This is a genomic window from Aquiflexum balticum DSM 16537 (assembly GCF_900176595.1).
Lineage (GTDB): Bacteria > Bacteroidota > Bacteroidia > Cytophagales > Cyclobacteriaceae > Aquiflexum > Aquiflexum balticum.
This window is the reverse complement of sequence record NZ_LT838813.1, coordinates 3,378,467-3,403,460: the sequence shown is the minus strand read 5'-3', so window position 1 is coordinate 3,403,460 and position 24,994 is coordinate 3,378,467. Positions and strand designations below refer to the sequence as shown.

16 protein-coding genes and 1 riboswitch are annotated in these 24,994 nt (G+C 38.0%); of the genes, 6 read left to right on the top strand and 10 right to left on the bottom strand.

Features of this window, described 5'->3' with window-relative positions:
* Window positions 1–340 precede the first annotated feature (340 nt).
* The 3 genes from B9A52_RS14330 (at window position 341) to B9A52_RS14320 (ending at window position 6,076) form a co-directional block, all read left to right on the top strand.
* Window positions 341–3,337 carry a TonB-dependent receptor gene (locus B9A52_RS14330; RefSeq protein ID WP_084121103.1) on the top strand — a complete coding sequence of 999 codons (2,997 nt, stop codon included), beginning with the start codon at window positions 341–343 and terminating at the stop codon, window positions 3,335–3,337.
* 352 nt (window positions 3,338–3,689) lie between these two features.
* On the top strand, window positions 3,690–5,438 hold the full coding sequence (locus B9A52_RS14325) for a SulP family inorganic anion transporter (protein ID WP_084121102.1): 1,749 nt from the start codon (window positions 3,690–3,692) through the stop codon (window positions 5,436–5,438).
* Window positions 5,439–5,440: 2 nt separating this feature from the next.
* Window positions 5,441–6,076: a carbonic anhydrase gene (locus B9A52_RS14320; protein WP_084121101.1), complete on the top strand. Its 636-nt coding sequence runs from the start codon at window positions 5,441–5,443 to the stop codon at window positions 6,074–6,076.
* Window positions 6,077–6,103: 27 nt separating this feature from the next.
* Here B9A52_RS14320 and B9A52_RS14315 read toward each other — a convergent pair whose 3' ends face one another.
* Both B9A52_RS14315 and B9A52_RS14310 read right to left on the bottom strand, forming a co-directional pair.
* The gene (locus B9A52_RS14315; protein ID WP_084121100.1) at window positions 6,104–6,760 is read right to left on the bottom strand and encodes a Crp/Fnr family transcriptional regulator; all 657 of its coding nucleotides are present in this window, start codon (window positions 6,758–6,760) and stop codon (window positions 6,104–6,106) included.
* A gap of 121 nt (window positions 6,761–6,881) precedes the next feature.
* Window positions 6,882–7,646, bottom strand: coding sequence for an SDR family NAD(P)-dependent oxidoreductase (locus B9A52_RS14310; RefSeq protein WP_084121099.1), 765 nt, complete (start codon window positions 7,644–7,646; stop codon window positions 6,882–6,884).
* A gap of 147 nt (window positions 7,647–7,793) precedes the next feature.
* Between B9A52_RS14310 and B9A52_RS14305 the strand changes: the two genes are divergently transcribed.
* A complete protein-coding gene (locus B9A52_RS14305; protein ID WP_084121098.1) occupies window positions 7,794–8,621 on the top strand; it encodes a universal stress protein in 828 nt (275 codons plus the stop codon).
* Window positions 8,622–9,051: 430 nt separating this feature from the next.
* On the opposite strand, the gene B9A52_RS14300 is transcribed toward B9A52_RS14305, so the two are convergent.
* From B9A52_RS14300 to B9A52_RS14290, 3 genes are all read right to left on the bottom strand, one after another.
* Window positions 9,052–10,704, bottom strand: a complete 1,653-nt coding sequence (locus B9A52_RS14300) for a Na/Pi cotransporter family protein (protein WP_231955236.1) — start codon at window positions 10,702–10,704, stop codon at window positions 9,052–9,054.
* A gap of 236 nt (window positions 10,705–10,940) precedes the next feature.
* Window positions 10,941–11,504: a PepSY-associated TM helix domain-containing protein gene (locus B9A52_RS14295; protein WP_084121097.1), complete on the bottom strand. Its 564-nt coding sequence runs from the start codon at window positions 11,502–11,504 to the stop codon at window positions 10,941–10,943.
* Window positions 11,505–11,587: 83 nt separating this feature from the next.
* Window positions 11,588–12,436, bottom strand: a complete 849-nt coding sequence (locus B9A52_RS14290; protein ID WP_084121096.1) for a hydroxymethylglutaryl-CoA lyase — start codon at window positions 12,434–12,436, stop codon at window positions 11,588–11,590.
* Between the two features lie 208 nt (window positions 12,437–12,644).
* Between B9A52_RS14290 and B9A52_RS14285 the strand changes: the two genes are divergently transcribed.
* On the top strand, window positions 12,645–13,316 hold the full coding sequence (locus B9A52_RS14285) for a hypothetical protein (protein WP_084121095.1): 672 nt from the start codon (window positions 12,645–12,647) through the stop codon (window positions 13,314–13,316).
* Between the two features lie 109 nt (window positions 13,317–13,425).
* On the opposite strand, the gene metF is transcribed toward B9A52_RS14285, so the two are convergent.
* The 3 genes from metF to B9A52_RS14270 are packed head-to-tail and all read right to left on the bottom strand — an operon-like array spanning window position 13,426 to window position 18,127.
* Entirely contained in the window at window positions 13,426–14,379 is a 954-nt protein-coding gene (gene metF, locus B9A52_RS14280) for a methylenetetrahydrofolate reductase [NAD(P)H] (protein ID WP_084121094.1), read from the bottom strand.
* A gap of 3 nt (window positions 14,380–14,382) precedes the next feature.
* Window positions 14,383–17,091, bottom strand: a complete 2,709-nt coding sequence (metH, locus tag B9A52_RS14275) for a methionine synthase (protein ID WP_084121093.1) — start codon at window positions 17,089–17,091, stop codon at window positions 14,383–14,385.
* Entirely contained in the window at window positions 17,084–18,127 is a 1,044-nt protein-coding gene (locus B9A52_RS14270) for a homocysteine S-methyltransferase family protein (protein WP_084121092.1), read from the bottom strand. Before B9A52_RS14270 ends, metH begins: the two co-directional genes overlap by 8 nt.
* A 65-nt stretch (window positions 18,128–18,192) precedes the next feature.
* Window positions 18,193–18,293: riboswitch (SAM riboswitch) on the bottom strand.
* Between the two features lie 188 nt (window positions 18,294–18,481).
* Here B9A52_RS14270 and B9A52_RS14265 point away from each other — a divergent pair.
* The gene (locus tag B9A52_RS14265) at window positions 18,482–19,039 is read left to right on the top strand and encodes a RidA family protein (RefSeq protein ID WP_084121091.1); all 558 of its coding nucleotides are present in this window, start codon (window positions 18,482–18,484) and stop codon (window positions 19,037–19,039) included.
* Here the strand turns inward: B9A52_RS14265 and B9A52_RS14260 are convergent.
* Both B9A52_RS14260 and B9A52_RS14255 read right to left on the bottom strand, forming a co-directional pair.
* Entirely contained in the window at window positions 19,036–20,340 is a 1,305-nt protein-coding gene (locus B9A52_RS14260) for a hypothetical protein (RefSeq protein WP_084121090.1), read from the bottom strand. The genes B9A52_RS14265 and B9A52_RS14260 overlap by 4 nt on opposite strands.
* A gap of 62 nt (window positions 20,341–20,402) precedes the next feature.
* A complete protein-coding gene (locus B9A52_RS14255) occupies window positions 20,403–24,734 on the bottom strand; it encodes a PAS domain S-box protein (protein WP_084121089.1) in 4,332 nt (1,443 codons plus the stop codon).
* Window positions 24,735–24,994 lie beyond the last annotated feature (260 nt).

Below are 24,994 nucleotides of genomic sequence, written 5' to 3'. Positions count from 1 at the left end.
ACCAAGGCTCGAGGGGTTTAAAATTAAAATCGCACTTTGATCTGGACTTTAATTGTGCTTAGGGACTTGTGATACAGCCTCTAATGATTTTTATTATTAAATGCCTTTTTCAAATTCTTATGGCTTTAAATAATTATTTTTTGCATTCTTTTTTATTTTTTTCTGATATTTTCCTTTAATTATGAGGTGGATTACGAAATCTAATTTTCAATAATTAATTCCTCAGAAAAATTTATTTTCATGAATTATATTGATAATTGGTAATTTACTATAAATTTCACCCGAAATAAATATTTAATATTTGTTAAAATAGAAATAAACAACAAACCCAATATACCTTATGCAAAAATTTACAAAAAGTTTAAGTCAGGCAGTATTGCTGCTTATTGCATTGGTTTCTCTAAGTGCTTCAGAAGTGTTCGCTCAGACGACTACTATCTCTGGGCAGGTAACTGAAGCCATCACCAAGGAAACTCTGGTAGGTGTCAATATTGTCGTAAAAGGAAAGGTAATCGGTACCATTTCTGACTTGGATGGCAATTTCACCCTACGCGTCAATCAGGACCCTCCCCTTACCCTGATTTTCTCTATGGTAGGATTTACCAGTCAGGAAGTAGAAATTACTGATTCAAATGTCTCCAATCTACAGGTTGCTTTAAAAGAATCCACAATACTGGGCCAGGAAATAGTTGTTTCTGCTTCTCGGGTTGAGGAGAGCGTACTACAGTCTCCTGTAACTATTGAAAGGATGGATATCATTTCAATCAGAGAGGCTCCTCAAGCAAATTTTTATGATGCATTGAATAATATGAAAGGGGTAGAAATGAGCACCCAATCACTTACTTTCAAGTCTTTCAATACCAGAGGGTTCAACGCAAATGGTAACGTCAGAACAGTCCAACTCATAGATGGAATGGACAATCAGGCCCCGGGGTTGAATTTTTCTGTAGGAAATATTGCGGGTATTTCTGAATTGGATTTGGAATATCTGGAATTACTTCCGGGAGCATCTTCCGCCTTATATGGTCCTAATGCAATCAATGGGATTTTATTGATGAATTCCAAAAATCCTTTTCAATACCAAGGCTTTTCTGCTCAACTTAAAACCGGTATAATGGATGAAGGACAAAGATCCAATCCTACAACCGGATTTTACGATTTTGCCGCAAGATATGCAACTTCATTCAGCAACAAAGTAGCCTTAAAAGTCAATGTAAATTACTTAAGGGCAGATGATTGGCAGGCGAACGACTTTAGAGATCAATCTTTATTGAACGGTTCGACTATTGAAACCGGCACCAGGACAAATAACCCTGGATTCAATGGAGTGAACTCTTATGGGGACGAAACAGCAGTAGATATCAGTCAATTCGCTCCAGCAGGAGTAATACCAACCGGAACATTTGTTTCCAGGACAGGATACCTTGAAAGAGATGTTGCCGACTATAACACTGAATCCTTGAAACTAAACGCAGCTTTGCATTGGAGAATCAACGACAGAGTGGAAGCTATCATTCAGGGTAATTATGGTGCGGGTACAACTGTTTACACAGGAGCAGACAGATATTCCATTACAGGTTTCAATATTGGACAATATAAAGCCGAATTACGGGGTGCAAACTGGTTTTTGAGAGCTTATACTACTCAAGAAAGATCTGGAGACTCCTATGCAGTAGGTATTGCAGCACAAGGTATCAATGAAGCGTGGAAGCCAAGTTTTGATCGAAATAACCTTGCTGGTTCTTGGTTCCCCCAATATACCAGTGTCTTTGCCCAGGCAATCGGAAGTGGTGCAGATCCAGCCACGGCACACGCCCAAGCAAGAGCATTTGCTGATCAAGGACGATTTGAACCAGGCTCCGCTCAGTTTAACCAGGCCTTAGCGGATGTAAGATCAAGACCTATTCCTGGAAATTCTCAGGGGGTGGGCGCAAGATTTGTGGACAAAACTAACCTTTACCACTTGGAAGGTTCATACACTTTCGAGGATATTAAATTTGCAGAATTTGTGGTTGGAGCCAATTACAGAAATTTTCAGTTGAATTCCGAAGGCACTCTTTTTGCGTTGACTGATGACGGCGAAGAGTTCAATATCCGGGAATATGGTGGTTACGCTCAAGGCAGCAAGAAGTTAATTGACGATAAATTAAAATTGACTGCTTCAGTCCGTTATGATAAAAACGAAAATTTTGATGGGCAATGGTCTCCAAGGGTTTCTGCAGTTTATACAGCTAACAAAGTCCATAATTTCAGACTATCATACCAGACTGGCTTTAGAATTCCGACTACCCAGGATCAATATATAGACCTTTTAACTCCTCAGGCAAGATTGATCGGAGGTTTACCTTTATTTAGAGAGCGGTATAATTTCAACGGAAATCCCCCTTACTCCCTAGCCACCGTGTCTAACTTTGGTGCCGGAGTTGCGGGTCTTCTTCAGCCAACCGTAAATCCAGCTGTTTTACAAGGTGCAATTGCAGCAGCTACTTCTATAGTAACCCAGCAGGTACAAGCAGGTCAAATCCCTCCCGCTCAGGCACCTGCTGCAATTGCTGCCTTAGTTCCTCAGCTTGTTCCAGTGGTAGCTGCTGAAGCCAACTTGGACAAATTAGAGCCTTTTGAATTCTCAAAATTCCAACCTGAAATAGTCAAATCATATGAGTTTGGTTATAAAGGTCTACTTTTCAACAATAAGTTATTAGTAGATGGTTATTACTACTTCAATAGATTTGAGAATTTCATTGGTGGTCAAATACTTGTACAAGACGCTTCTGCAGCAGGCGAAGCAGGACCAAACGCAATCACAGGCCTCAACCTTATTGGTGTAGGTCCTGGAGGAAGGAATATATTTTCAATGCCTGTCAATAGAAAGGAAATTATTAATACTTATGGCTGGGCTTTAGGATTGGATTATCAGTTGCCAAAAGGTTATACAATTGGGGGAAATGTTTCCTACAATAACTTGGGCAATATTGATGAATTGGATGGTTTCCAACCTGCCTTCAATACTCCTGAATACAGAACCAACCTTACCTTTGCCAACAGAAACATCAACAATAAAAATATTGGTTTTGCTCTGGCTTGGAGATGGCAGGATGAGTTTGTATGGCAGTCTTCTTTTGTGGCTCCAGCTGTTTCTACCAGAAGTCTATCTGTTATGCCTGCATTCAGTACCTTGGATGCACAGGTCAGTTACAAGGTGAAAAGCATCAAATCCATCATCAAAGTAGGCGGATCCAACCTTTTCAACAGCGGGGGATATCGTCAGGCTTGGGGTAACCCAACTGTAGGAACCATGTATTTTGTTTCCATTACATTTGATGAATTCTTGAATTAATTAACCACTGATTACTTTATAAAAACCACCTCAAAAGGGTGGTTTTTTGTATTTTAAGGCATTCACAACCTGGGTTGTATATCTATAATTTTACAACAAAATCTAAAAAACCTTACTCATCGTGAATTGCTTATTCCTTTTGACTTTGGTCATCCAACCATTTTTCTGTTAAAGTGGTTGCTAATCGGATATGACGGAAAATCACAAAATCTATTTGGAACTCAGATAACCTGCTCTTTCATGTAACAAACATCACCGATTTGCCGGGATAAATTATTGAATTTTGTGAATGATTTCGGGTCATGGATTACCATGTTTTCGAATTTTGTTACCTTCAACTAGAAATTAGTCAATGAAAAATAGTATAGCAGGAAAATTAAAAGGGTACCTCCCCATATTGGAATGGCTGCCCAATTACAAAAAAGATTATCTTCAGGGAGACCTTTCAGCAGGTCTTACGGTTGGAATCATGTTGATACCCCAAGGAATGGCCTATGCCATGTTGGCAGGTCTCGAACCTATCCACGGATTGTATGCAGTAACCGTCCCGTTGCTTCTATATGCCATTTTCGGGACTTCCAGACAATTGGCAGTGGGTCCAGTAGCAATGGTTTCTTTGTTGACAGCTGCAGGTATTGCCAGTCTGAATGCCTCTTCCCCCGAGCAATACCTATTTTATGCCCTGACTCTTGCTTTTTTGGTTGGGCTGATACAATTTGGAATGGGCGCTTTAAGGTTGGGTTTTGTGGTTAATTTTTTATCGCACCCAGTCATTAACGGTTTTACCTCTGCAGCGGCAATTATTATAGGATTAAGCCAGATCAAACATCTCTTTAGAATCAACCTTCCCAATTCAGAGCATATTCAGGAAATGGCTGTGGCTATCTACCAAAATATTGGAGATATTCATTGGATAACTTTCGGTATAGGTGCCATCGGTATAGTGATTATCAAATACGGCAAAAAAATTCATAAAAGTTTTCCTGCTCCATTAGTTGCTGTCATAATCGGAATAGCCTTGGTTTCAGGTTTTGATCTGACCAGTCAAGGTGTAAAAATCGTCGGGGATGTCCCAAGTGGATTACCATCATTTTCGAGTCCATCTTTTGACTTGGCAACATGGAATACCTTGTTCCCAATTGCCCTTACCATTTCATTGGTAGGTTTTGCGGAAAGTTTTGCTGTGGCCAAGACCATACAGGCAAAACATAAAAACTACAGACTGGATGCAAACCAGGAATTGATTGCACTTGGTATAGCTAACTTTGGTGCTGCTTTTTTCAAGGGCTATCCGGTGACAGGAGGTTTTTCGAGAACTGCTGTCAACAACGATGCCGGTGCAAAAACCACCATGTCTTCAATTTTCAGTGCAATTCTGATTGTCCTCACACTTCTATTCTTCACCGGTTTATTTTATAACCTTCCCAGTGCAATTTTAGCTGCAGTGGTTTTGGTGGCTGTTTCCGGTCTGATTGATTACAAAGAACCTATACACCTTTGGCATAAAGACAAATCAGATTTTGCTATGCTGATTGCTACCTTCCTGATAACATTAACCCTTGGAATTGAAACAGGAATCATTTCAGGAATGGTGCTCTCCCTTTTAGTAGTAATCTACAGGGCCTCCAGACCTCATATGGCTCAATTAGGAAGAGTTCCCGGTACAAATGTTTTCAGAAATATCGACCGTTTCCAAAATCTTGAAGTCAGGGACGACCTGTTGATGATCCGGGTAGATGGTCCTATCTATTTTGCTAATGTTGAATTTATCAAAGAAAAACTTGATAAGTGGATTTCGAGCAAAAAAGAGAGGGTAAAAATGATTGTTTTCAATATGGAAAGTGTGACCAACATAGATAGCACTGGCGCACATGAATTGAACGAATGGATTGTATCCTGGAGAAATGCCGGTATTGATATTTGTATAACAAGTATTAAAGGCCCGGTCAGAGATGTATTGAATAGATGGGCATTGTTAGAACGCATAGGTTCAGATCATGTATTCCTTGATGACAATACTGCCGTTTCTGCCTTTGAACATTCCATTGATGGGGTGACACTTGAAAAATATCATCCATACGCAACTCAAACCAATATTTAGAAATGTGCAGAATAGATTTTGAACAGTATTTTGAAAATAACCGGAAATGGGCAAAAACTGTATTGACAGATAATAGTTCTTACTTCCAGGAAATCAAAGAAGGTCAACATCCAAAAGCATTATTGCTTGGATGTTCGGATAGCCGGGTTTCACCTGCCACCGTTTTAGGTACCGGTTTAGGTGATCTGTTTATCCATAGAAACATTGCCAATGTGGTCTCCCATTCAGATCTCAACTTTCTTTCTGTCATGCAATATGCAGTGGAAAACCTGGGCGTCAAAGACATCATAGTTTATGGGCATTATGGATGCGGAGGCATCAGGGCTGCCTATGAAAACAACAATAATGGTCTGATAGACAATTGGCTGGCTACTATAAAAGACGTCATCCGGCACCACAAATCGGAATTGACGGCCATAGAAGATGAAAATGAAAGATTAAATAAACTGGTTGAATTAAATGTACTGGAACAAATAGAAAATATCAAGCAGACTTCAGTATATAGGGATGCAATCGAAAAAAACCTGGATATCAGACTTCATGCATGGGTTTTTGATTTTTCTACCGGACTGGTTCATGATATAAAAAAGAAATACAATATTAAACCAGCGATACTCCAAAAAAATCCGGTTGAATAACCGGATTTTTTTGGATTCTGAAATTCCTCAATTGCTGATTAACTCCTCAAAATCATCTCGGATATAAATGATATTTCTTCCAAGTTCTATCCACTTCTTTTTTTCCAATTGCTTGAGTAATCTGGAAATCACTTCTCTGGATGTTCCCAATTCATTGGAAATTTCCTGATGAGTGGTATGCAGTTCATTGGTTTTTTGCTGCTTCATTTTGGTAACTATATACCTCATTAATCTTTCATCCATCCTTTTGAAGGCAACAGCATCCAATGCCACCAACATTTCTTGAAATCGTGATTGATAGGTCATCGCTACAAACTCTTTCCATTGCTTAAATTGATCGGTCCATTCTTCGTGTTTTTGAACAGGAATGCCCAATAACACTGTTTTCTCTTCCGCCACAGCTTTGATTTCACTAGGTCTGGAAGAGGAACAGCAAGTCAGTGATAATGCACAGGTTTCACCTGGCTCCAAATAGTATAGAAACAACTCCTTCCCATCTTCATCCATCCGCATGATTTTGATTGCCCCTTCAAGGACAATGGGGACCATTTTAATAAATTGGCCTGGTTCGGTTATGATCTTTCCTGACTGAAAAATATGCACAGTACCAAATTTCAGCAATTCAGCCAACAATTTGGGATCGGTTATATTGGGTAGTTTTTCTTTTAAATCTTCAATTTCCATAAACAAAAATAAAAATATTTTGACCTTTCATATCAATTTCTCCATTTAAGATGGAAAAAATAAAAAAAGGGGTAAGTAAACCATCACCCCCTTTTCCACTTATTAATCCTATGTTAATCCATTAAATCGTAAAACCTCCGTCAATGCAATAAGTCGCCCCTGTTATATATTTGCTTTTATCTGAAGCAAGGAATGTGGCTAAATTGGCTATATCTTCATTGACGGCATATCTGCCAAGCGGAACTTTGCTTTCAAATCCTTTCTTCACCTCTTCTCCTGCTCCAGGTGCAAAACCATCCTCCAAAGAACGCATCATTCTATTGTCGACAGGTCCTGGGTGAATGGTGTTGACTCTTATCTGATGCGGCGCGCCTTCAAGGGCTGCTACCCTCATGGTTCCTATGACGGCGTGCTTACTTGTGGTATAGGCCAGCATCAAAGCGGTACCTCTGAAACCTGCTACAGAAGAGGTAATGATCACAGACCCTCCCCCATTTTTTTGCAAATACGGAAAAGCATACTTCATGCCGAGCCAAACACCTTTGACATTGACTGCCAGAACTTTGTCAAACCCTTCCTCAGGATATTCAGTCAGAGGCTTCACAACTCCCTCAAATCCGGCATTGAGAAAAACTATATCCAAGCTGCCAAATAATTCAACTGCTTTATCCGTATATGCTTTTACCTGATCACTTTTGCTGACATCAGCAGCAAAGTAATAAACCTTATCACTTTCCAGTTCAGTTTTAGCTTCTTTCAATGAGTCTTCACTCAAATCCACTAAAAGCACTCCCTGAATTCCTTCAGCTAGAAACATTTTGGCAGTAGCCTTTCCGATTCCTCCTGCTCCTCCTGTAATAATTGCTGTTTTCCCAAGTAAATTCATGCTGTTTTAAGTTTTGATTTGTATCAAAATTACTTTAATCAAAAAATATATAACCCGAAAACAATCAGTACATTGAATGATTTTTATCATAATTTAAATCAATTAAAATGGGCAGATTTATTCCATTATTAACAAAACACAAAAGCTATGAAAAGAATAATTGTTCCTATCGATTTCTCATCTTATTCTAACAATGCATTCTTAAGTGCTTTAAAAATTGCCCAAAAATCAAACAGTAGCATTACATTGGTCAATGTGGTAAGTACTGAGTTGGAATGGAAAAACCTTTCTAAAGAAAAAAAGAGCCAAAATCCGGAAATCTTGGATATGGAAGCCGAGGCAAAGGATAAACTTAAAGCCTTTATAATGGACCATGACCTGAATGCCGTACCGGTAGAGGCCGTTGTAGAAATCGGCGTACCTCATCAGGAAATAATTGAAACTGCCAATAAACATGCTGCTGACCTCATTGTAATCGGCGCATATGGTATTGGACATACCAATGAGAAATTTGTCGGTTCCAATCTTCAAAAAGTATTGAGGAATGCGAATTGTCCGGTTCTAGCGGTCAAAAAAGCAATGAATGGTAACGACCTTAGAAAAATGACCTTTGCATCGAGATTCAATGAAGATTCAAGACCGGCATTTATGAAGATGAAACCACTATTGAAGGATTTCCAAACATCTGTTCATTTTCTATATGTCAATACACCATCTGATTTCATCAATTCCAATGAGGCGGAAAGTAAAATGGACAAATATGCAAAAGGATTGGAAGATTTGGTCATTCATAAACATGTTTATAGTCATCAAGAGGCTGAAAACGGAATTGTTGAATTTGCCAAAAAAAATAAAATAGGTTTCATTGGCATTGCATCAAATAACAGAAAATTAAAATCAACCTATCAGATAGGTACGACAGACACCGTACTTTTCAAATCTGATATTCCTGTACTTAGTGTCAAAATGGAATAAGTATTGGGGAAATCCGCTTGTTGGCATTTTGATTCAATATACAAATTGAGGACTTGTAATCTGGGATGGAGATTTGGAAATCTGTAAAAGGTTTCCACAATCACTTAATGTAATTAATTTAAACATTGGAAAATTAATTTGTTATGTAAAACAGAAATGCCAAAGGCTGCTTAAATTAACCCAAATTCCAAATTCATAAACCTGGCGGGGTGAAACACTCCGCCTTCTTTTTACAATCTTTTAGAGTGATTTCTTTTTTCAAAAATACTTACACTTATAAAAAAATGAGTTCGTGAAAATAATCTCTTGATTTAACCCAAATCAATTGTTCACAAGACTCTTTGTTCCATGTTTTTTTGACCTAAACACTTTTCTTCCTTAAAAATATGATTAATAAAATCTTCTGCTGGTAAGGGAACAATAATCCATTCTATATCATGTCAATCACATCTTTTTTCTGGTGCTTCCAATGAATCACCGCACTACCTAGATTATCCAAACCGGAAACTACTTGTTTGATCACATTGGTAAGGGTAGATACAGGGAATTCCATTGGTTTAACTTTGATTTTTTGGTACAATTCCGAAATGAATTTCTTGTAATGTTTTCCATTTTCACCGATCCAATCAGGAACCTCATCTGAAAAATCCTCTCGAAGAATGTATTCCTTTATTTTCTTCAAAAAATCAAATGTAAAGGCTTTCAGTTCATCATAGTACTCCCTCACAAGAATATCCTCCTCATCCTCCATATCTTGGATATTGTGCATGACATCTTTTAAGTCTTTGGCGCCATAGACCATTGTTCTCAATGCCAGCATCAGAGAGGTAAGCTTTTGTGCTTCAATGATGCTAAGATTTTCTTCCTGTACCAAAAGATGATATTTGGTAAGTTCATCCTCCAGGTTTTTGATTTCTTTATACTGCCCTGAAAGGTCATGGGGCTGCTGAAGGATTTTCCTCCAAAAAGATACATTTTCATTGTCACTCTCACCCACATTCCAGACATTGATCATGAATTCAATTGTTTTCTCGAATGCCAAATGGATGTCTTTTTCCAAAGCCGCAATCGCAGCTTCAGGTACCTTAGGACTAACGTTTTTAGTATAAACTGAAATCCCTTTGGGCTCAAATTTAGAAAACCGTTTTTTGAGCCATTTCTCCAATTTTGGGATGAAAGGAAAAAACAGGACAATCCCAACAAGGTTAATAATGGTATTGAGTAAAACCAACTCCATCAGTGGGTCTGAAATTGAAAAAATAGACATCGTTATATCAATCAAAGGTCTGATGAAAGAAAAGATCAGCAATCCCGTGATCACATTAAAAAGGAAATGTGCCAACGCCAGTCTTTTTTTATCTGCGGATCCGTTCAGAGATCCGATTCCTACTGTTACAGTAGTTCCAATATTTGCTCCGATTACCAAAACAGCACCCTCTGTCAGTTCTATCATTCCGGCACTCATGGTGCTTAAAATAATTACTACCATTGCGGAGCTTGATTGGATCAGTGCAGTGATTACAATTCCGATTATAAGATAAATCCAAAGACCGTATTCATGAAATTCACTCAGATCAATTTGGTCTGCCACTGCTTCAATTGCGGTCTTCATAAAATCCAACCCCAAAAACAACAATCCAAATCCTACCGAAAAAGCTCCGATATTCCTAAGCAAGGGTCTACCTGAAGCAAATAGAAACAAAAGACTTCCGAGTCCCAAAAACGGCATGGAAAAAGCAGCTACACTCATCTTAAAACCTAAAGTTGCAACTATCCATGCGGTCACGGTAGTCCCTAAATTAGCGCCCAGAATAACTCCAATGGCATTTTTTAAATTGATAACCCCTGCACCCAAAAATGCCAACACCATCAAGGTAACTAAGGAACTACTCTGTAAAATTGCTGTAATGAGGGTCCCAACAAGTATCCCCTTCCAAGCCGTATCCGTAAATCTTTGAAGTAAATGTCTAAATGATTTGCCTCCAAGTTCTTTGATTGCTGTTTCCAGCTGATACATGCCCCATAGGAATAAACCAATTCCTGCCAAAAATTTCCAAAAATCAAAAATATCATCTTGAATCATTGGTATTGGGATATAATACAAGTTATACTCTTTGGTAATGGCCTACTACAAAAAGATTAATCTTTCAAATCCATTAAAGTATTTTGAATACTTACCCTTATGGGTTTGATGGAATACCTGAAAATTAGTCCTGAATTCTTATTTTCATATTTAAACTAAGAATTCATCATTGAAGTACAGCAAAACCTATATAACAAATATAAAAAGTTGGTGGTATTAATGAGAAAAACAATCAATTACATTTCAGGCTTCTTTTTTAATCTTTTCATCTTCCGGGGATTGTACCAAAGATAAAACCCTGTTATACACAAAAAAATCAAACCTAAGGAAGTCAATGTACTATAAATTATTTTTGAACTTTCCGAGTCCGTCTCCATTAAAAAATCCAATATACTACCATCATGAATTTTTTCCACCAAATCGGAATTCCGTTGTTTGATGGATAATACCTCTCCTGAAAAACCATCAATCTGAATTTCAGTAAAATGCTTCTTGAAAACAATTTTCGCTATCCCTTTATCAGGACGCACATCTACCCTATCAATCAAGTCACTCTTCCCAATGCTGTCTCTCATAAAGGTTTGACCTATTACAATCATTTGCTCCAAACGGATCCAATCTCCTGGGTTATCAACTTTCGTGGATTGGGTCTTAGGGATCAGTTTCATTTCCTTTTTCCAAGCCAAGAGAATTGCTGTAACACCAATGATCAACAAAAAAACAACGAAAGTGATACTGATCACTTTATGTATTCTTCTATAAATCCTAGTATTTCTGGCTGTTTTTGAGATGTTATTCATGAACTCAAGATTGTTGGGCAATATATTCCTAATTGGAAGTGTAAAAAAAAACAATACTATCAGCGGTGATAATCATGGGTTAATCAGTGAAAAACCACATTGGCCAGTTTCATGGCCTCTACAAATTCAATTTTATTCAGATTGAGATCAAAACCATGGCCTTCCAAGATCGCAATCAAGGATTCGGTAGCTACATTTCCTACCAATTCATCTTCAGCAAATGGACATCCACCATAGCCTTTGATGGCCCCGTCAAATCTCATACAACCCGATGCTACCGCTGCATCAATTTTTGGTTTCAGTAATTGAGGATGGGTATGTAAGTGTAATCCAAATTCGATTCGCGGGAATTCCTTTGAATTGACAGTGTACAGTTCGGAGATCAACTCAGGTGTAGCAGAACCAACGGTATCAGCAAATGAAATGATTTTTATCCCCAATTCATCTAAGTGATGGACAAATTGGGCAACCAATTCTGAAGAAAATGGATCTCCATATGGATTTCCAAAACCCATACTCAAATAGGTTACCAAAGTTTTCCCCTTTACTTCGCACAGATTCTGTATTTCCTCCACAGTATCCAAGGCTTCATTAATGGATTTATTGGTATTTCTCTGCTGAAAAGTCTCAGATACCGATAGCGGAAAACCTAAATAGTCAATCTCTTCAAAATGCAAGGCATCCTCAGCGCCTCTCCTATTGACAACTATGGCCAAGAGTTTGGATTTGGCATTGAACAAATCAAGCAGGGACAATACCTCTTCAGTATCCCGCATCTGAGGAACGGCTTTTGGGCTTACAAAAGACCCAAAATCTATGGTGTCAAACCCAACCTGTGATAGTTGGTTGATATATGCAGCTTTAATTGCCGTATCTATGAATTCACTCCGCCCCTGCATAGCATCTCTTGGGCATTCGACCAATTTAATCATGGCCTGAAATTAAGGATATGGTTTTGAAGGAGCAAATGATAACCAATTCTTACCATTTTTGAATAAAATGGTTTTCTATAAATTCTTAGAAAAAAGTGTTTAGAAAGATGAATACAGAATTTAAGGATCGAACCTTAACCACCCAAACTATATGATTCTTTTAAATTTATGAATACATTGAGGCCTTCAATTATAATATTTAATTTTAATGAACAAAAAAGAAAAAATTGAATCACTGTTTCATGAAACAATAAACAATAGGTTCGATATGTCCTTTGTAGATAAATTCATCAAACTCAAATCAATATACACACATGATAAAAGACTCCAAAAAGAATGTGATTTGAACATTGCTATGATTTATTCAAATAATGGTCATTTAGAAAGCGCATTGGATATATTTTTAGAACTGATCAAAGAAAGAAACATCATTTCTCCCTATCATTTTGAAATCATAACTCTTTATTCAATAAACCATTTGACACAGTTAGGAAGACTCGAAGGAGCCAGGAATATTTTTGAAGAAAACGTTCATGCAAAAGAACTTACGGCATTTAACTTTAGGCTCACAATGCTTGCTTGGTTCGTGGAGAACTTCAATCCCTCAAATGCCGAATTGCTTCCGTTCAAAGGTCTTTTTGATAATGCAAAGGAAGACCTCGGCTACCTTTCAAAAGAACCTGAATTGAAAGCACAAATTTTGGAAGCCAATAATTTACAAAAAATAACTGCCCGAAATTATGGAAATGTAAACATATCGCTGCGAGGCAAATCCACAATGGAGCAAATCGAAATTATAAAAAAATTCATCAATACAGATCCGCCCTTATTTTTCAGAGAATTGGCAGAGAAGTTACTTTTTGAAAGGGAAAGCAGGTAAATTTAATTGAGCTTTATGTAAAATCTCAATTTTAAGTTTTTAACATGTCCTATAGATAATCCTAAAAACCTATTATTTTCCAAGCTTTCCAATCCATTACTTATACTCGTTAAAAAACCTCTTTTGCAATCCTATAAGTCGCATCCGCCTTACTCATAGTATAATAATGTAAAACCTTAGTTCCATTTGCAACGAGCTCCTTACTTTGTTGAATAGCCCAATCAATACCAACCTGCTTTACATCGGCATTGGTTTTGCATTTTTCAAGTTCGTCCATTAATGGGTCAGGAAGATCTAGAAAGAATGTCCTTGGCAACATGGAAATTTGACCCAAAGTTGTGATAGGTTTTAGTCCAGGAATAATCGGCACAGTAATACCCAAGTCCCTTACTTTTTTCTCAAATTCAAAGAATTTTTGGTTGTCAAAAAACATCTGGGTCACGATGTATTCAGCACCGGCATCAATTTTTTCTTTCAGGTGTTTCAAGTCAAACTTCAAACTCGGAGCCTCGAAATGCTTCTCGGGATACCCTCCTACTCCGACACAAAAGTCAGTATGAAACCCTGTTTCAGTTTCTTCATGGAGATACCTGCCATGATTCATACCGTAAATTTGGGCGACAAGATCTTTTGTATATTCGTGTCCATGGGGTTCAGCTACAAACTTCCCTTCATTTTTTGGTGCATCACCTCTGAGGGCAAGTACATTCTGGACACCAATAAAATTGAGATCAATAAGAGCATTTTCAGTTTCTTCTTTGGTAAAACCACCACATAATAAGTGGGGAACTGCTTCCACATGGAACCTGTTCATAATCGCCGCGCAGATACCGACTGTTCCAGGTCTCTTTTTTGTACTTACCTTTTCAAGTAATCCATTTGGGTGCTTTTTATAGATAAATTCTTCCCGATGATAGGTTACATCCACAAAAGGAGGCTTAAACTCCATTAAAGGTTCAATCCCAACCAACAATTCTTTGAGGCTCTGTCCTTTTAACGGTGGTAAGATTTCAAACGAAAAAAGTGTTTTTTCAGCTTGATCGATATATTCTGTTATTTTCATCTGTTATTTTTCCTGTATTTGTAAGGATGGTGAATATGCCAGATTGGGCGACAACCAACGTTCAGCTTGCGCCTTGCTGACTCCTTTTCTTATTGCATAATCAGATACCTGATCTTCTCCTATTTTTCCTAGTCCAAAATACCTGCTTTCAGGATGTCCGAAATAAAATCCGCTGACAGAAGAGGTGGGATACATCGCGTAACTTTCTGTGAGAGTTATTCCGGTTTTCTTTTCTACCTCAAGTAAGTCAAAAAGTGTCCTTTTTTCGGAATGTTCAGGACAAGCAGGATATCCTGGTGCAGGCCTGATTCCCAGATATTCTTCTCTAATGAGAGAATCATTGTCTAACTTTCCGCTCTTTTCATAGCCCCATAATTCCCTTCTCACCACTTCATGCAAATACTCTGCACCTGCTTCAGCCAATCGGTCTGCTAAAGATTTTAACATGATATCATGGTAATCGTCATGTACCTTTTGATATTCAGCTAATTTGGCTTCAATCCCCCATCCTGCTGTGACAGCAAATCCGCCCATATAATCAATTTTATCAGGATGAATATAATCTGCAAGTGAACGGTTTGGTACTCCTTTTCCCTTCTTGCCTTGCTGACGAAGGAAATGAAATTTGAAAGGAGTTTCCATTTCATTTTTCAATACTGTTACATCATCACCATTCCTTCTCACTGGGAATAAGCTGACAATAGCTTTGGCAGAAATCCATTTTTCAGCAATCAGCTCATCCAATATGCTATTGGCATCTGAAAATAATTTTTTGGCTTCATTTCCTACAATAGGATCTTCCAGGATCTTGGGATATTTACCTGAAAGCATCCAAGTACTGAAAAACGGTGTCCAATCTATATAATCCCTGAGTATGGATAAGTCCAATTCTTCCCATACCTTTTCGCCAAGTTTTTTAGGAATCAATGGTTCATAGTTTTCCCAATCTATGAAAACCGGGTTGGCTTTGGCTTCTTCTAAAGTGGCCATTTGCTTCACCATTTGCTTTGCCTCATGTTCTATTCTGAGCTGTCGGTAAGTTTCTTTGAGTTTGACTTTGTATTCAGCCTTTGTTTCTTCGCTGATTGCCTCTCCTGCAATAGGCACAGATTTCGAAGCGTCGGTAACATGCACCACTATTCCACTATACACAGGATCAATTTTTACCGCAGTATGAATTCTAGAAGTAGTTGCACCTCCTATCAACAAGGGAATATCCAATCCTTGACGTTCCATTTCAGAAGCTACATAAACCATTTCATCCAAGGAGGGAGTGATCAATCCGCTTAAGCCAATAATATCTACTTGATTTTTGATGGCCTCATCTATAATCTTTTGCGCATCTACCATGACCCCCAAATCGATGATTTGGTAACTGTTGCAAGCCAGGACAACACCCACAATATTTTTACCGATATCATGTACATCTCCTTTGACTGTGGCCAAAAGGATTTTTTTGATACTGCTTTGTTCGGCATTATAATCCAAATCCCCGATTTTTGGCATAAAGGGTTCAAGGTAAGCGACTGCTTTTTTCATTACCCTCGCCGATTTGACTACCTGCGGCAAAAACATTTTGCCTTCACCGAACAAATCCCCCACTACATTCATCCCATCCATTAAAGGACCTTCGATTACTTTCAATGGGTTTTTATATGCCAATCTTGCCTCTTCAGTATCTTCGATCACATAATCTATGATGCCTTTAACCAAAGCATGTTCAATCCTTTTTTCAATAGGATCATTTCTCCATTCTTCACTTGCCACTTCCTTTTTTCCTGATGCTTTGACAGTTTCGGCAAATGTCAACAATGCTTCGGTTGCATCTTCACTCTTGTCAAAAAGAACATCTTCGACTTTTTGCAAAAGGTCTTTTGGGATATCGTCATAAACTTCCAACATAGATGGGTTGACAATACCCATATCCATTCCATGACGGATGGCATGGTATAGAAAAGCAGCGTGCATGGCTTCCCTTACAGGATCATTTCCTCTGAAGGAAAAACTGACATTACTCACTCCCCCACTGACCTTGGCACCGGGAAGGTTTTGTTTGATCCATTGGGTAGCGTGAAAAAAGTCCAAGGCATTCTTTCGGTGTTCATCCATACCGGTTGCCACAGGAAAAATATTAGGATCAAAAATAATATCCTGTGGATTGAACCGGACTTCATTGACCAAAATATCATAGCTCCTTTTACAAATATCAATTCTTCGCTGATAGGTATCTGCCTGACCTGCTTCATCAAATGCCATTACCACCACTGCGGCTCCAAATTTCTTGATGGTCTTTGCCTGATGGATAAATTCTTTTTCTCCGTTTTTCAAGCTAATGGAATTGACAATTCCTTTACCCTGAACGCATTTCAGCCCTTCCAGAATTATCTCCCACCTGGAACTGTCAATCATGATGGGAATTCGGCTTATTTCCGGTTCGGAAGCAATAAGGTTAAGAAACTTTTTCATGGCGGCTGCCCCATCCAACATCCCTTCATCCATACAGACATCCAATATTTGTGCTCCACCCCTCACTTGATCCAATGCTACTTCCAATGCTTCATCATATTGCCCATTGAGAATCAAACGTGCAAATTTCTTGGATCCGGTAACATTGGTACGCTCACCGATATTCACAAAATTTATCTCCGGAGTAAAAACCAAAGGCTCCAACCCGGAAAGTTTCAAGACATTATACTTTTTTATTTTACTCATCTCCTGTTGATACAAATTCAAGTTTTCTTGGAGCGTATTTTTCTGATGTTTTGGCTATTGCTGCTATATGTTCCGGTGTAGTTCCACAACAGCCCCCCAAGATATTGATCAAACCATCTTTTAAGAATTCTTCGACCTGTCCTGCCATTTCGGATGCACCCTGATCATATTGTCCAAATTCATTCGGAAGACCTGCATTGGGATAAGCGCTGACAAGAAAAGGAGCATTATCAGCCAAAACTTTCAAATACGGCCTTAATTCTTTTGCACCCAAAGCACAGTTCAATCCTACACTGAATAATGGCACATGAGATACGGAAATCAAAAACGCTTCTGTAGTCTGCCCCGACAATGTCCTTCCTGAAGCATCCGTTATGGTTCCTGAAATCATAATTGGAATCCCCCCTTCTTCTGGATTTAAAGGAATGTTTCTTTCTTCAAAGACTTCCTGTATGGCAAACAAGGCAGCCTTGGCATTAAGGGTATCAAAAATTGTTTCAACCAGTAAAATATCAGACCCTCCATCAAGTAAACCCCTAACTTGTTCTTTATAAGCTTCTGCAAGCTGATCAAAAGTGATTGCTCTGTATCCGGGGTCATTGACATCTGGAGAAATAGAGGCCGTTCTATTGGTAGGTCCCAAAGCTCCTGCTACAAATCTTGGCTTATCAGGGTTTTTGGCAGTAAATTCGTCAGCAACTTCTCTGGCAATTTTGGCAGACTGGAAATTTATCTCATAGGCCATGTGGGAAAGCCCATAGTCTTCCTGAGCAATTGAGGTACCACTAAACGTATTGGTCTCAATAATGTCTGCCCCCACCTCCAAATAAGCGGCATGTATTGCCTTGATAATATCCGGCCTGGAAAGGGATAATAAATCATTATTACCTTTCAAGGGTTTGGGATGATTTATCAATTCAGGAGTTCTAAAATCCGCTTCAGTCAATTTATATCGCTGAATCATGGTGCCCATAGCGCCATCAAGAATAAGGATTTTTTTATTTGCTTGGGAAATCAAAAGTTCGCTTCTATTCATAATGATATTTGAATAATAAAAGCTTATGCGAGCAAGAACCGGATGAAAAAGAAATTTTTATCGTCCGCTTATCTTCTTCCGCCATTTACGGAATGGGAATTAGCACCTTTTGTTTTAGGTTGCTAAGACGTCTCAGGGCCCTTCCCTCGGTCTTTCTCGATAAGCAATTCCAAAGTTAAACCCAATAATTTAATTTTATCAACTTTTTCCAAAATTCTTCAAAGGATGATTCAATTTTATACTAGACAGCATTTTCAGTTGTTAATGCTACAAATCACAATCACATCTGTTTGATTTACCGAATTGAACGCTTAATTTAAGAATTCATTAAACATCACTGATATTTCGACCTTTATGAAACACTTACTCTCCTTTTCCTTTTTATTGATTTTAATATCCTGTGGACAGCCATCAAACAAACAAAGCATTGAAACTTCGATAGCTGATACTTGGGATGCAGAGACGAGAATTATTGAGCTTGGAATAAATCTTTCTCAGCCAAGTTCCCCTGTGGCAAATTATGTGAATGTTGTCAGAACGGGGAATCTGTTGTTTTTATCCGGTAAAGGGCCTGACCTTCCTGAAGGTGGGTATGTTACCGGAAAAGTCGGTCAAGACCTGACAATTGACGAAGGAAGGGAAGCTGCAAGATGGGTTGCAATTAGTCAGTTGGCTGTATTGAAAGCTGAGTTGGGTGACTTAAATAAAGTAAAGAGGATTGTAAAAGTTTTAGGAATGGTCAATTGCGGTCCCGATTTCACCAACCAACCTCAGGTAATTAACGGTTTTTCTGATTTGATGGTGGAAGTTTTTGGAGAAAAGGGCAAGCATGCCAGGTCAGCTGTAGGCATGAATGCTTTGCCATCAAATATTGCTGTTGAGGTAGAATTGATAGTGGAAGTGGAAGATTAAGGCCTGATTCCAATCCCAAATTGGAGGTATGGGTTAGCCATATAATCGAACATGGATAAATCTTCCAACTTATAATTGGACAAGGGAAGCTCATATCCTCCATGGACACTAAACATCAGCTTTGAGGAACCACCCAAAATCGGCATTCCATAGGCAAAATATAATTCAGGCTTTGCCATTACTCCGGCATTTCGGAGATAACCGTCATGAAGAGGTTCTTCGAATAACCTAGGAAAATCGGGTTTCTCATTTGAAGTAAGACTGTATCTAATGTTGCCAAACCCTAACCCTCCCAAAGCACCAAGCTCCAGATTTTTCCTTTCAAAAAGTTTTAGGCCCACGTTACCATAAAGTCTCAGACTATTTAAAGTATGACTCTTTGTTTCACTGGCAGGACCCGAAAGACCAAGATTATAAAAATCAAATCCATATAAAAAGCCTTTTGTTTCCCCTAAAACTTTGAGACCCCAGTTGTTCGGTCTTCCATCAAAAGCACTGAGACCATTTTCTCCAAGCTTTTTGTTGAATTCATCCGGTTTGGTAAAATGCATTCCATAAATAATATGTGCTCCCAGGGAAGCATCTTTATAAAAATAATTGTGATCCGGAAGCGATATTCCCACACCAAGCCTTAAGAACGCACCACTTTGAATAGAATTGAAATTGATTCCATTCAAATTCCAGGAATCTTCAAAGGGGCTGAAGGAATATCCAAAACGTGCCAAAATTTCCAATGCTTCCTCTCTGCCAGGGATAGGAAGATCATAACTCATCTGAAAGCCAATTTCTGTAAGAAACCCTGACAAATTAAAGGTACTTTTGTGAATATCCCCTTTTCTAAGGAGGTATCCGTTTTCAGGATTTTGAAGAAATCCGTCAAGGCTATTGGTGTCATTCTCCCGCAACATCTGAAAGTTTGCGAATCCTGACCCAAATGACATATAATGGATCAATTGGAAGTTCCCTTCTTCTGTAAAGGCAAAGCCTACATTGACATAAAACCTGGTAGATTGATAATCAATTTCAAAGTCCCCAAAATCAGATTTTGGACCACTGTTATGAAACAACTCCAAACCAATGATAAAGTCATTAAACCGAGTTAAGTAACCAAAACTCAAGTTTGAATATCCTTTTCTCATTGGTGAAAGGCCTTTATTAGCCAACATCTCATTGAATTCTCTCAAATTTGCACCTGTTTTCCCATAGGTCATATACATGGTATTCCTGATGGTCTTTTGAGACTGTGCTGAACTATAGCTCCAAGTTGAAATGATAATAAGGAAAAGAAAAAAAAACCTCATAATTTTTACTTTGCCCTCAAAATTAACTTAATCATCATATTCTTTTCCCTATTAACGGAAATTTATGGTTCAAGGTATTTGAGTATTTTGGCATAAAGGTTATCCGGGTTGAACGGTTTTGGTATATAATCATTCATTCCGACTTTTTCGAGATGTTCTTTTACTTCTATCAAAGAAGATGCCGTAAGTGCAATTATTGGAATACTTTTCTTTTGTGGATTTGCTGAATTTCTAATGAATTCAGCTACCTGAAAACCATCCTTTTCTGGCATCTGCAAATCCAAAAGGATCATATTGAAATCCTGTTCTTCAAAAGCTTTGATTGCTTCATTACCGTCATTTGCGATCACGACTTCTTTTACTCCCCACTTGCTAAGGAATTTTTTAATCATAATCTGGTTGACGAGGTTATCCTCCGCCACCAGAATACTGGCGTTTTGCAATATTTTATACCCATCAATATTTTCTTTGGGAAACCGGATATCACTGGCTTTTGGTTTTTCAAATCTGATCACAAAAGTGAACCGGGTACCGCCTTCAGGTCTTCTTATGGCCTTGATTTCGGAACCGAATAACTCCACCAACCTTTTGACAATAGCGAGTCCTAAACCTGTTCCCCCATATTTTCTTGTGGTGGCTGCACTTGCCTGCGTAAATGCCTCAAAAATAATTTGCAGCTTGTCTTCCGGTATTCCTATTCCTGAATCTTCAAAATCAAACTGTATGGAAATATGGTCTTCTTCATCTTTTTGGTTGGTCAATTTGATTTTGACAGAACCCTCCTCTGTGAATTTCACTGCGTTGGAAACAAGATTATTGACAATCTGTCCCAATCTTACTGGATCACCAATCAGATTTTTGGGAATACTTGGGTCAGTTTCAAAGATAATTTCGAGTGATTTTTCCCTTGCCTGGTAAGAATATGAATGCAATATTCGATTAAAAACATTATTCAACTCAAAACTGACTTTTTCAAGCTCTACTTTCCCCGAATCAATTTTGCTGTAATCCAATATATCATTGATCAAACCAAGGAGGTTTTCGGCAGAAAACTGTAAGGTTCTCAGATTTTCAAGTTGATCTTCTCTTGGATTGTCTTCAATCAACAAATGAGCCATGCCGATAACTGCATTCATCGGAGTTCTTATTTCATGGCTCATGATTGAAAGAAACTGGGATTTGATATTTGAAGCCTGTTCTGCTTTTTCCTTTGCCAGGTAGAGCTCATTTTGAGCTTCTTTCAATCTGGTAATATCTCTTGCTATACCTGTATAATACTGCAACTTACCTTCTGTATCGGAAACAATTTTTCCGTTTGAACTGAAAATCCGGTAATCTCCATTAAGATGCCTTAATTTGAATTCAAGGTATTGATTAGAAACGAAGAAATTGGAGTCTACCTGATTTTGCCCATTTAGAAATTCTAAATCATCTGGATGTAGAAAATCAGTCAGTCTCTTTCCTATCACCTGATCTGAAGAGTAACCCAAAAATTGTTTGACATTGGGAGAAATGTAAATCATGGTCAAATCCATGTTCAGCGAAAAAATGATTTCGGTTGATTCTTCTACCAATCTCCGATATTTTTCTTCATTCTTTTTTAAATCTTCCTTAGCCTGAAATTCCTCATTGATATCCCTTAAAATTCCCAGGGCATATTCCACCTCACCCTCATATTCAATTGGTCTAACTGTGATTTCATAGACCCGACGTCTAAAAATAAGATGTTTTTGGACTATCTCATTTTTTAACAAGGCCTTGGTTACTGCAGGCTGGATTTCGTTTAGATTTTTTCGGTGAACTTCTGCCAATGTCTTACCCTCAAAATCCGACGCGTTCATTCCCCAATCAGCAAAATTAGTTCCCTGTGCAACGATATATCTCAAGTCCCTATCAATCAGAAAGATACTTGTTCCAGGAATATTTGCTGCCAACACACGGTATCTTTCCTGGCTTCTTAGAATTTCCTCTCTATTTTTCTTCCTCTCTGTAATATCCTGAATTATCCCCTCATGAACCATTATTTTACCTTTGGAATCATAGACCTCACTGGTTTTGTCTTCCACCCATCTATAAGTCCCATCTGCCTTTTTGAGTCTATATTCTCCTGAAGAAGCCGGAATTCCATGGATATCCTTGTTCCTTGAATGATAGAGAAGTAAATCATCCACATCATCAGGATGAATCAGTTCTAGCATGCTCTTTTTGGATTCTATCAATTTGGCTGAGCTATATCCAAACTGTCTGATATTTTCTGAAATATATAATATCCTGAAATTGTTATTGGGGTCTATGGTAAACAATACTGCAGGACTATTTTCCACAATCATTTGCGCTTTTTTTGCTATTGCTTCCTGCCTGACAAATAAGGAAAGGTTTCTGATTACAAAAGAAAACCCAATCTCGTCTTTTTCATCATTCAAAAAATGTTGGACCGAAACCTCATAAGGATCCACCGCCCCCATCCTGGATTTCAAATCCAATTGCCTTCTAAAACTATCTTCAGGCCTCAGGTCTTTCAGCAACTCTTCAAGATTTGGCCCTCCCAGAAAATCAAACGTAAACAAGTCAGTTATTTTACCTTCAAATTTTTCTCCTTCCTCAATAAAACATTCTTTTAGACCTGCTTTATTGATATAAATAATATTAAACTGATTATCAGTAACAAAAATAGGATCATTGACCTGAGCAAGAATCTGGGATTGAAGCTTGAGGTAATTTTCAGCATCTCTTTTGTGGGTATTGTCCGTACAATACCCATATACCTCAACCTCACCTGTCTTTTCAGTAGACTTTTTTACCTGAATACTGTAGCTGATGTATTTTTCTTTACCATCTGAGGTAAAAATGCTGAAAGCTCCATTTGAAGAACTGAGGCTTGTTAATGCTTGATTGAGATTTGATAAAAATCCAAATCTGTCATTCTTGGAAATTTTTTTTAAAAACTGAGTAAAAGTAGCCGAATAAAGATCTTCGTCCAATTCGAAAATCCGCTTCAATCCTTCAGAAAAAATAATCCGTTTCTTTGAATTGCTATACCGCCAAGATCCGGATTTTGCCAGTATTTCAGTAGATGCCAAAAGTTTTTCATTTCTGTCCAAGCTCTTTTTGATAGCCCTGTTGATAAAACTCCCTGCATAGACATCACCCAACTGCCTGAGCACATATTCATCCTTTTCATGCCAGGCTCTTTTTCCGTTAACAGCATCCAAGCCGAAAAATCCTATCAATTTATTTTCAGAAAAAATCGGAATCAAAACAAAGGATTTTATTCCCTGTTGTTTATAAACGTCCCTTTCACGGGCAAATTTTTCAGGCATTAAATCCACATCAGGTACGACCAGGATATTTCCCTTTCTCAATGCTTCAATAGTCAGATCATCCTCTTGGAACGTTATATTTTGTAAATGCCCGATCTGGGGCTCTATACCAGGACCAGTCCATTCATAGACATTATCTATTTGATTCAATTCATCATGAACCAAAAAAATATAGGTCCTATCTGCCTTTTCAAATTCCCCAAGCATTTTGAGCGATAAATTGAAGACACTGTCTGCGCTATCATATTCCGCATTGACAAACTTGGCTGAAATCCTATTGATCAAATTTTCCAGTTCATACCTTTTTTGCAGAGATTTTTTTGCCCTGTAGTATTCGGTATTGTCTTGGGCACTGAAAAGTATGCCCTCCACAAGGGGGTCATTCAATAGATTTTTGCAATGACTTTCAATTAAAACTTTATCCTGATCAGGAAGATTTATCCAAAAACTGATTTTTACCTTTCTTTTGGTTTTAAAAACCTTTTCCAAATCACCACTTTCAATGCTAATGACCCCTTTGTTGACAAATTCCTGATAATTTTTTCCGATTACTTCTTTGGGTCTGATTCCAAGCTTTGTGATTATTGAGGAACTGATAAATTTAAAGACCCCGTCCTTATCCAATATGGCAAGCAGCCCATGGCTATGCTGAAGGATACTGTCCACTAAATGTAAATCACGTAATCTCCTTAAGGGTTGGTCTTTACTGATGTTACTTTTGGTAAGAGATTCCAAAAAAGGGACAAATTTATTGACCTTACCAACACAAATCAATCTGTCCTTTCTGTTTGGATACGCAATAAAATTCCAAAGATATTTGACTTTACCACCATTGAAATGATTCAGTTCTGAATAAATCTCATAGTTGGGAAGCTGTCCGAATTTAAAAAATCCATCAAGCATTTTGTGGGATTGGGTTTCCCTGATTACCTCTTTCCAATGGAAAAGATTTTTAAAGAAATTAGTTTTAAGAAATTCATTGAAAAAAACAACCCCATCAATGGAAATAACCATCACTGGATCCTTTAATTGATCAAAAAATGATTCTGGGTCAAATTTTTCTTCAATACTCATATATCACATTTAAAAATACAGGTGCAATTTAAAATTGCATCACTTATCTTGGGCAATTAATTTTAACAACTTACATCCTTTGAAATCGAATAATAATCAAATTTAAAAGAAAAACCATTCATATGATTAAATTTAAGTTTTGTCTAATATTGTTTTTACTTCTTGCCCAAATTGGATTTGGGCAAGAAGTCAGTCAAGAAATAAGACCCATAACTTGGCAGGACATTCCCAACTGGCGTTCTATTTCCCAAAATAGCTTT

Bases quoted from the DNA above. Each gene is read 5' to 3' on its own strand.
- B9A52_RS14285 (WP_084121095.1), top strand. From the start codon at position 12,645: ATGAACAAAAAAGAAAAAATTGAATCACTGTTTCATGAAACAATAAAC.
- B9A52_RS14265 (WP_084121091.1), top strand. From the start codon at position 18,482: ATGAAACACTTACTCTCCTTTTCCTTTTTATTGATTTTAATATCCTGT.
- metF (WP_084121094.1), bottom strand. From the start codon at position 14,379: ATGAAAATAACAGAATATATCGATCAAGCTGAAAAAACACTTTTTTCG.
- B9A52_RS14320 (WP_084121101.1), top strand. From the start codon at position 5,441: ATGTGCAGAATAGATTTTGAACAGTATTTTGAAAATAACCGGAAATGG.
- B9A52_RS14295 (WP_084121097.1), bottom strand. From the start codon at position 11,504: ATGAATAACATCTCAAAAACAGCCAGAAATACTAGGATTTATAGAAGA.
- B9A52_RS14290 (WP_084121096.1), bottom strand. From the start codon at position 12,436: ATGATTAAATTGGTCGAATGCCCAAGAGATGCTATGCAGGGGCGGAGT.
- B9A52_RS14270 (WP_084121092.1), bottom strand. From the start codon at position 18,127: ATGAATAGAAGCGAACTTTTGATTTCCCAAGCAAATAAAAAAATCCTT.
- B9A52_RS14260 (WP_084121090.1), bottom strand. From the start codon at position 20,340: ATGAGGTTTTTTTTTCTTTTCCTTATTATCATTTCAACTTGGAGCTAT.
- B9A52_RS14330 (WP_084121103.1), top strand. From the start codon at position 341: ATGCAAAAATTTACAAAAAGTTTAAGTCAGGCAGTATTGCTGCTTATT.
- B9A52_RS14310 (WP_084121099.1), bottom strand. From the start codon at position 7,646: ATGAATTTACTTGGGAAAACAGCAATTATTACAGGAGGAGCAGGAGGA.
- B9A52_RS14305 (WP_084121098.1), top strand. From the start codon at position 7,794: ATGAAAAGAATAATTGTTCCTATCGATTTCTCATCTTATTCTAACAAT.
- metH (WP_084121093.1), bottom strand. From the start codon at position 17,091: ATGAGTAAAATAAAAAAGTATAATGTCTTGAAACTTTCCGGGTTGGAG.
- B9A52_RS14315 (WP_084121100.1), bottom strand. From the start codon at position 6,760: ATGGAAATTGAAGATTTAAAAGAAAAACTACCCAATATAACCGATCCC.
- B9A52_RS14300 (WP_231955236.1), bottom strand. From the start codon at position 10,704: ATGATTCAAGATGATATTTTTGATTTTTGGAAATTTTTGGCAGGAATT.
- B9A52_RS14255 (WP_084121089.1), bottom strand. From the start codon at position 24,734: ATGAGTATTGAAGAAAAATTTGACCCAGAATCATTTTTTGATCAATTA.
- B9A52_RS14325 (WP_084121102.1), top strand. From the start codon at position 3,690: ATGAAAAATAGTATAGCAGGAAAATTAAAAGGGTACCTCCCCATATTG.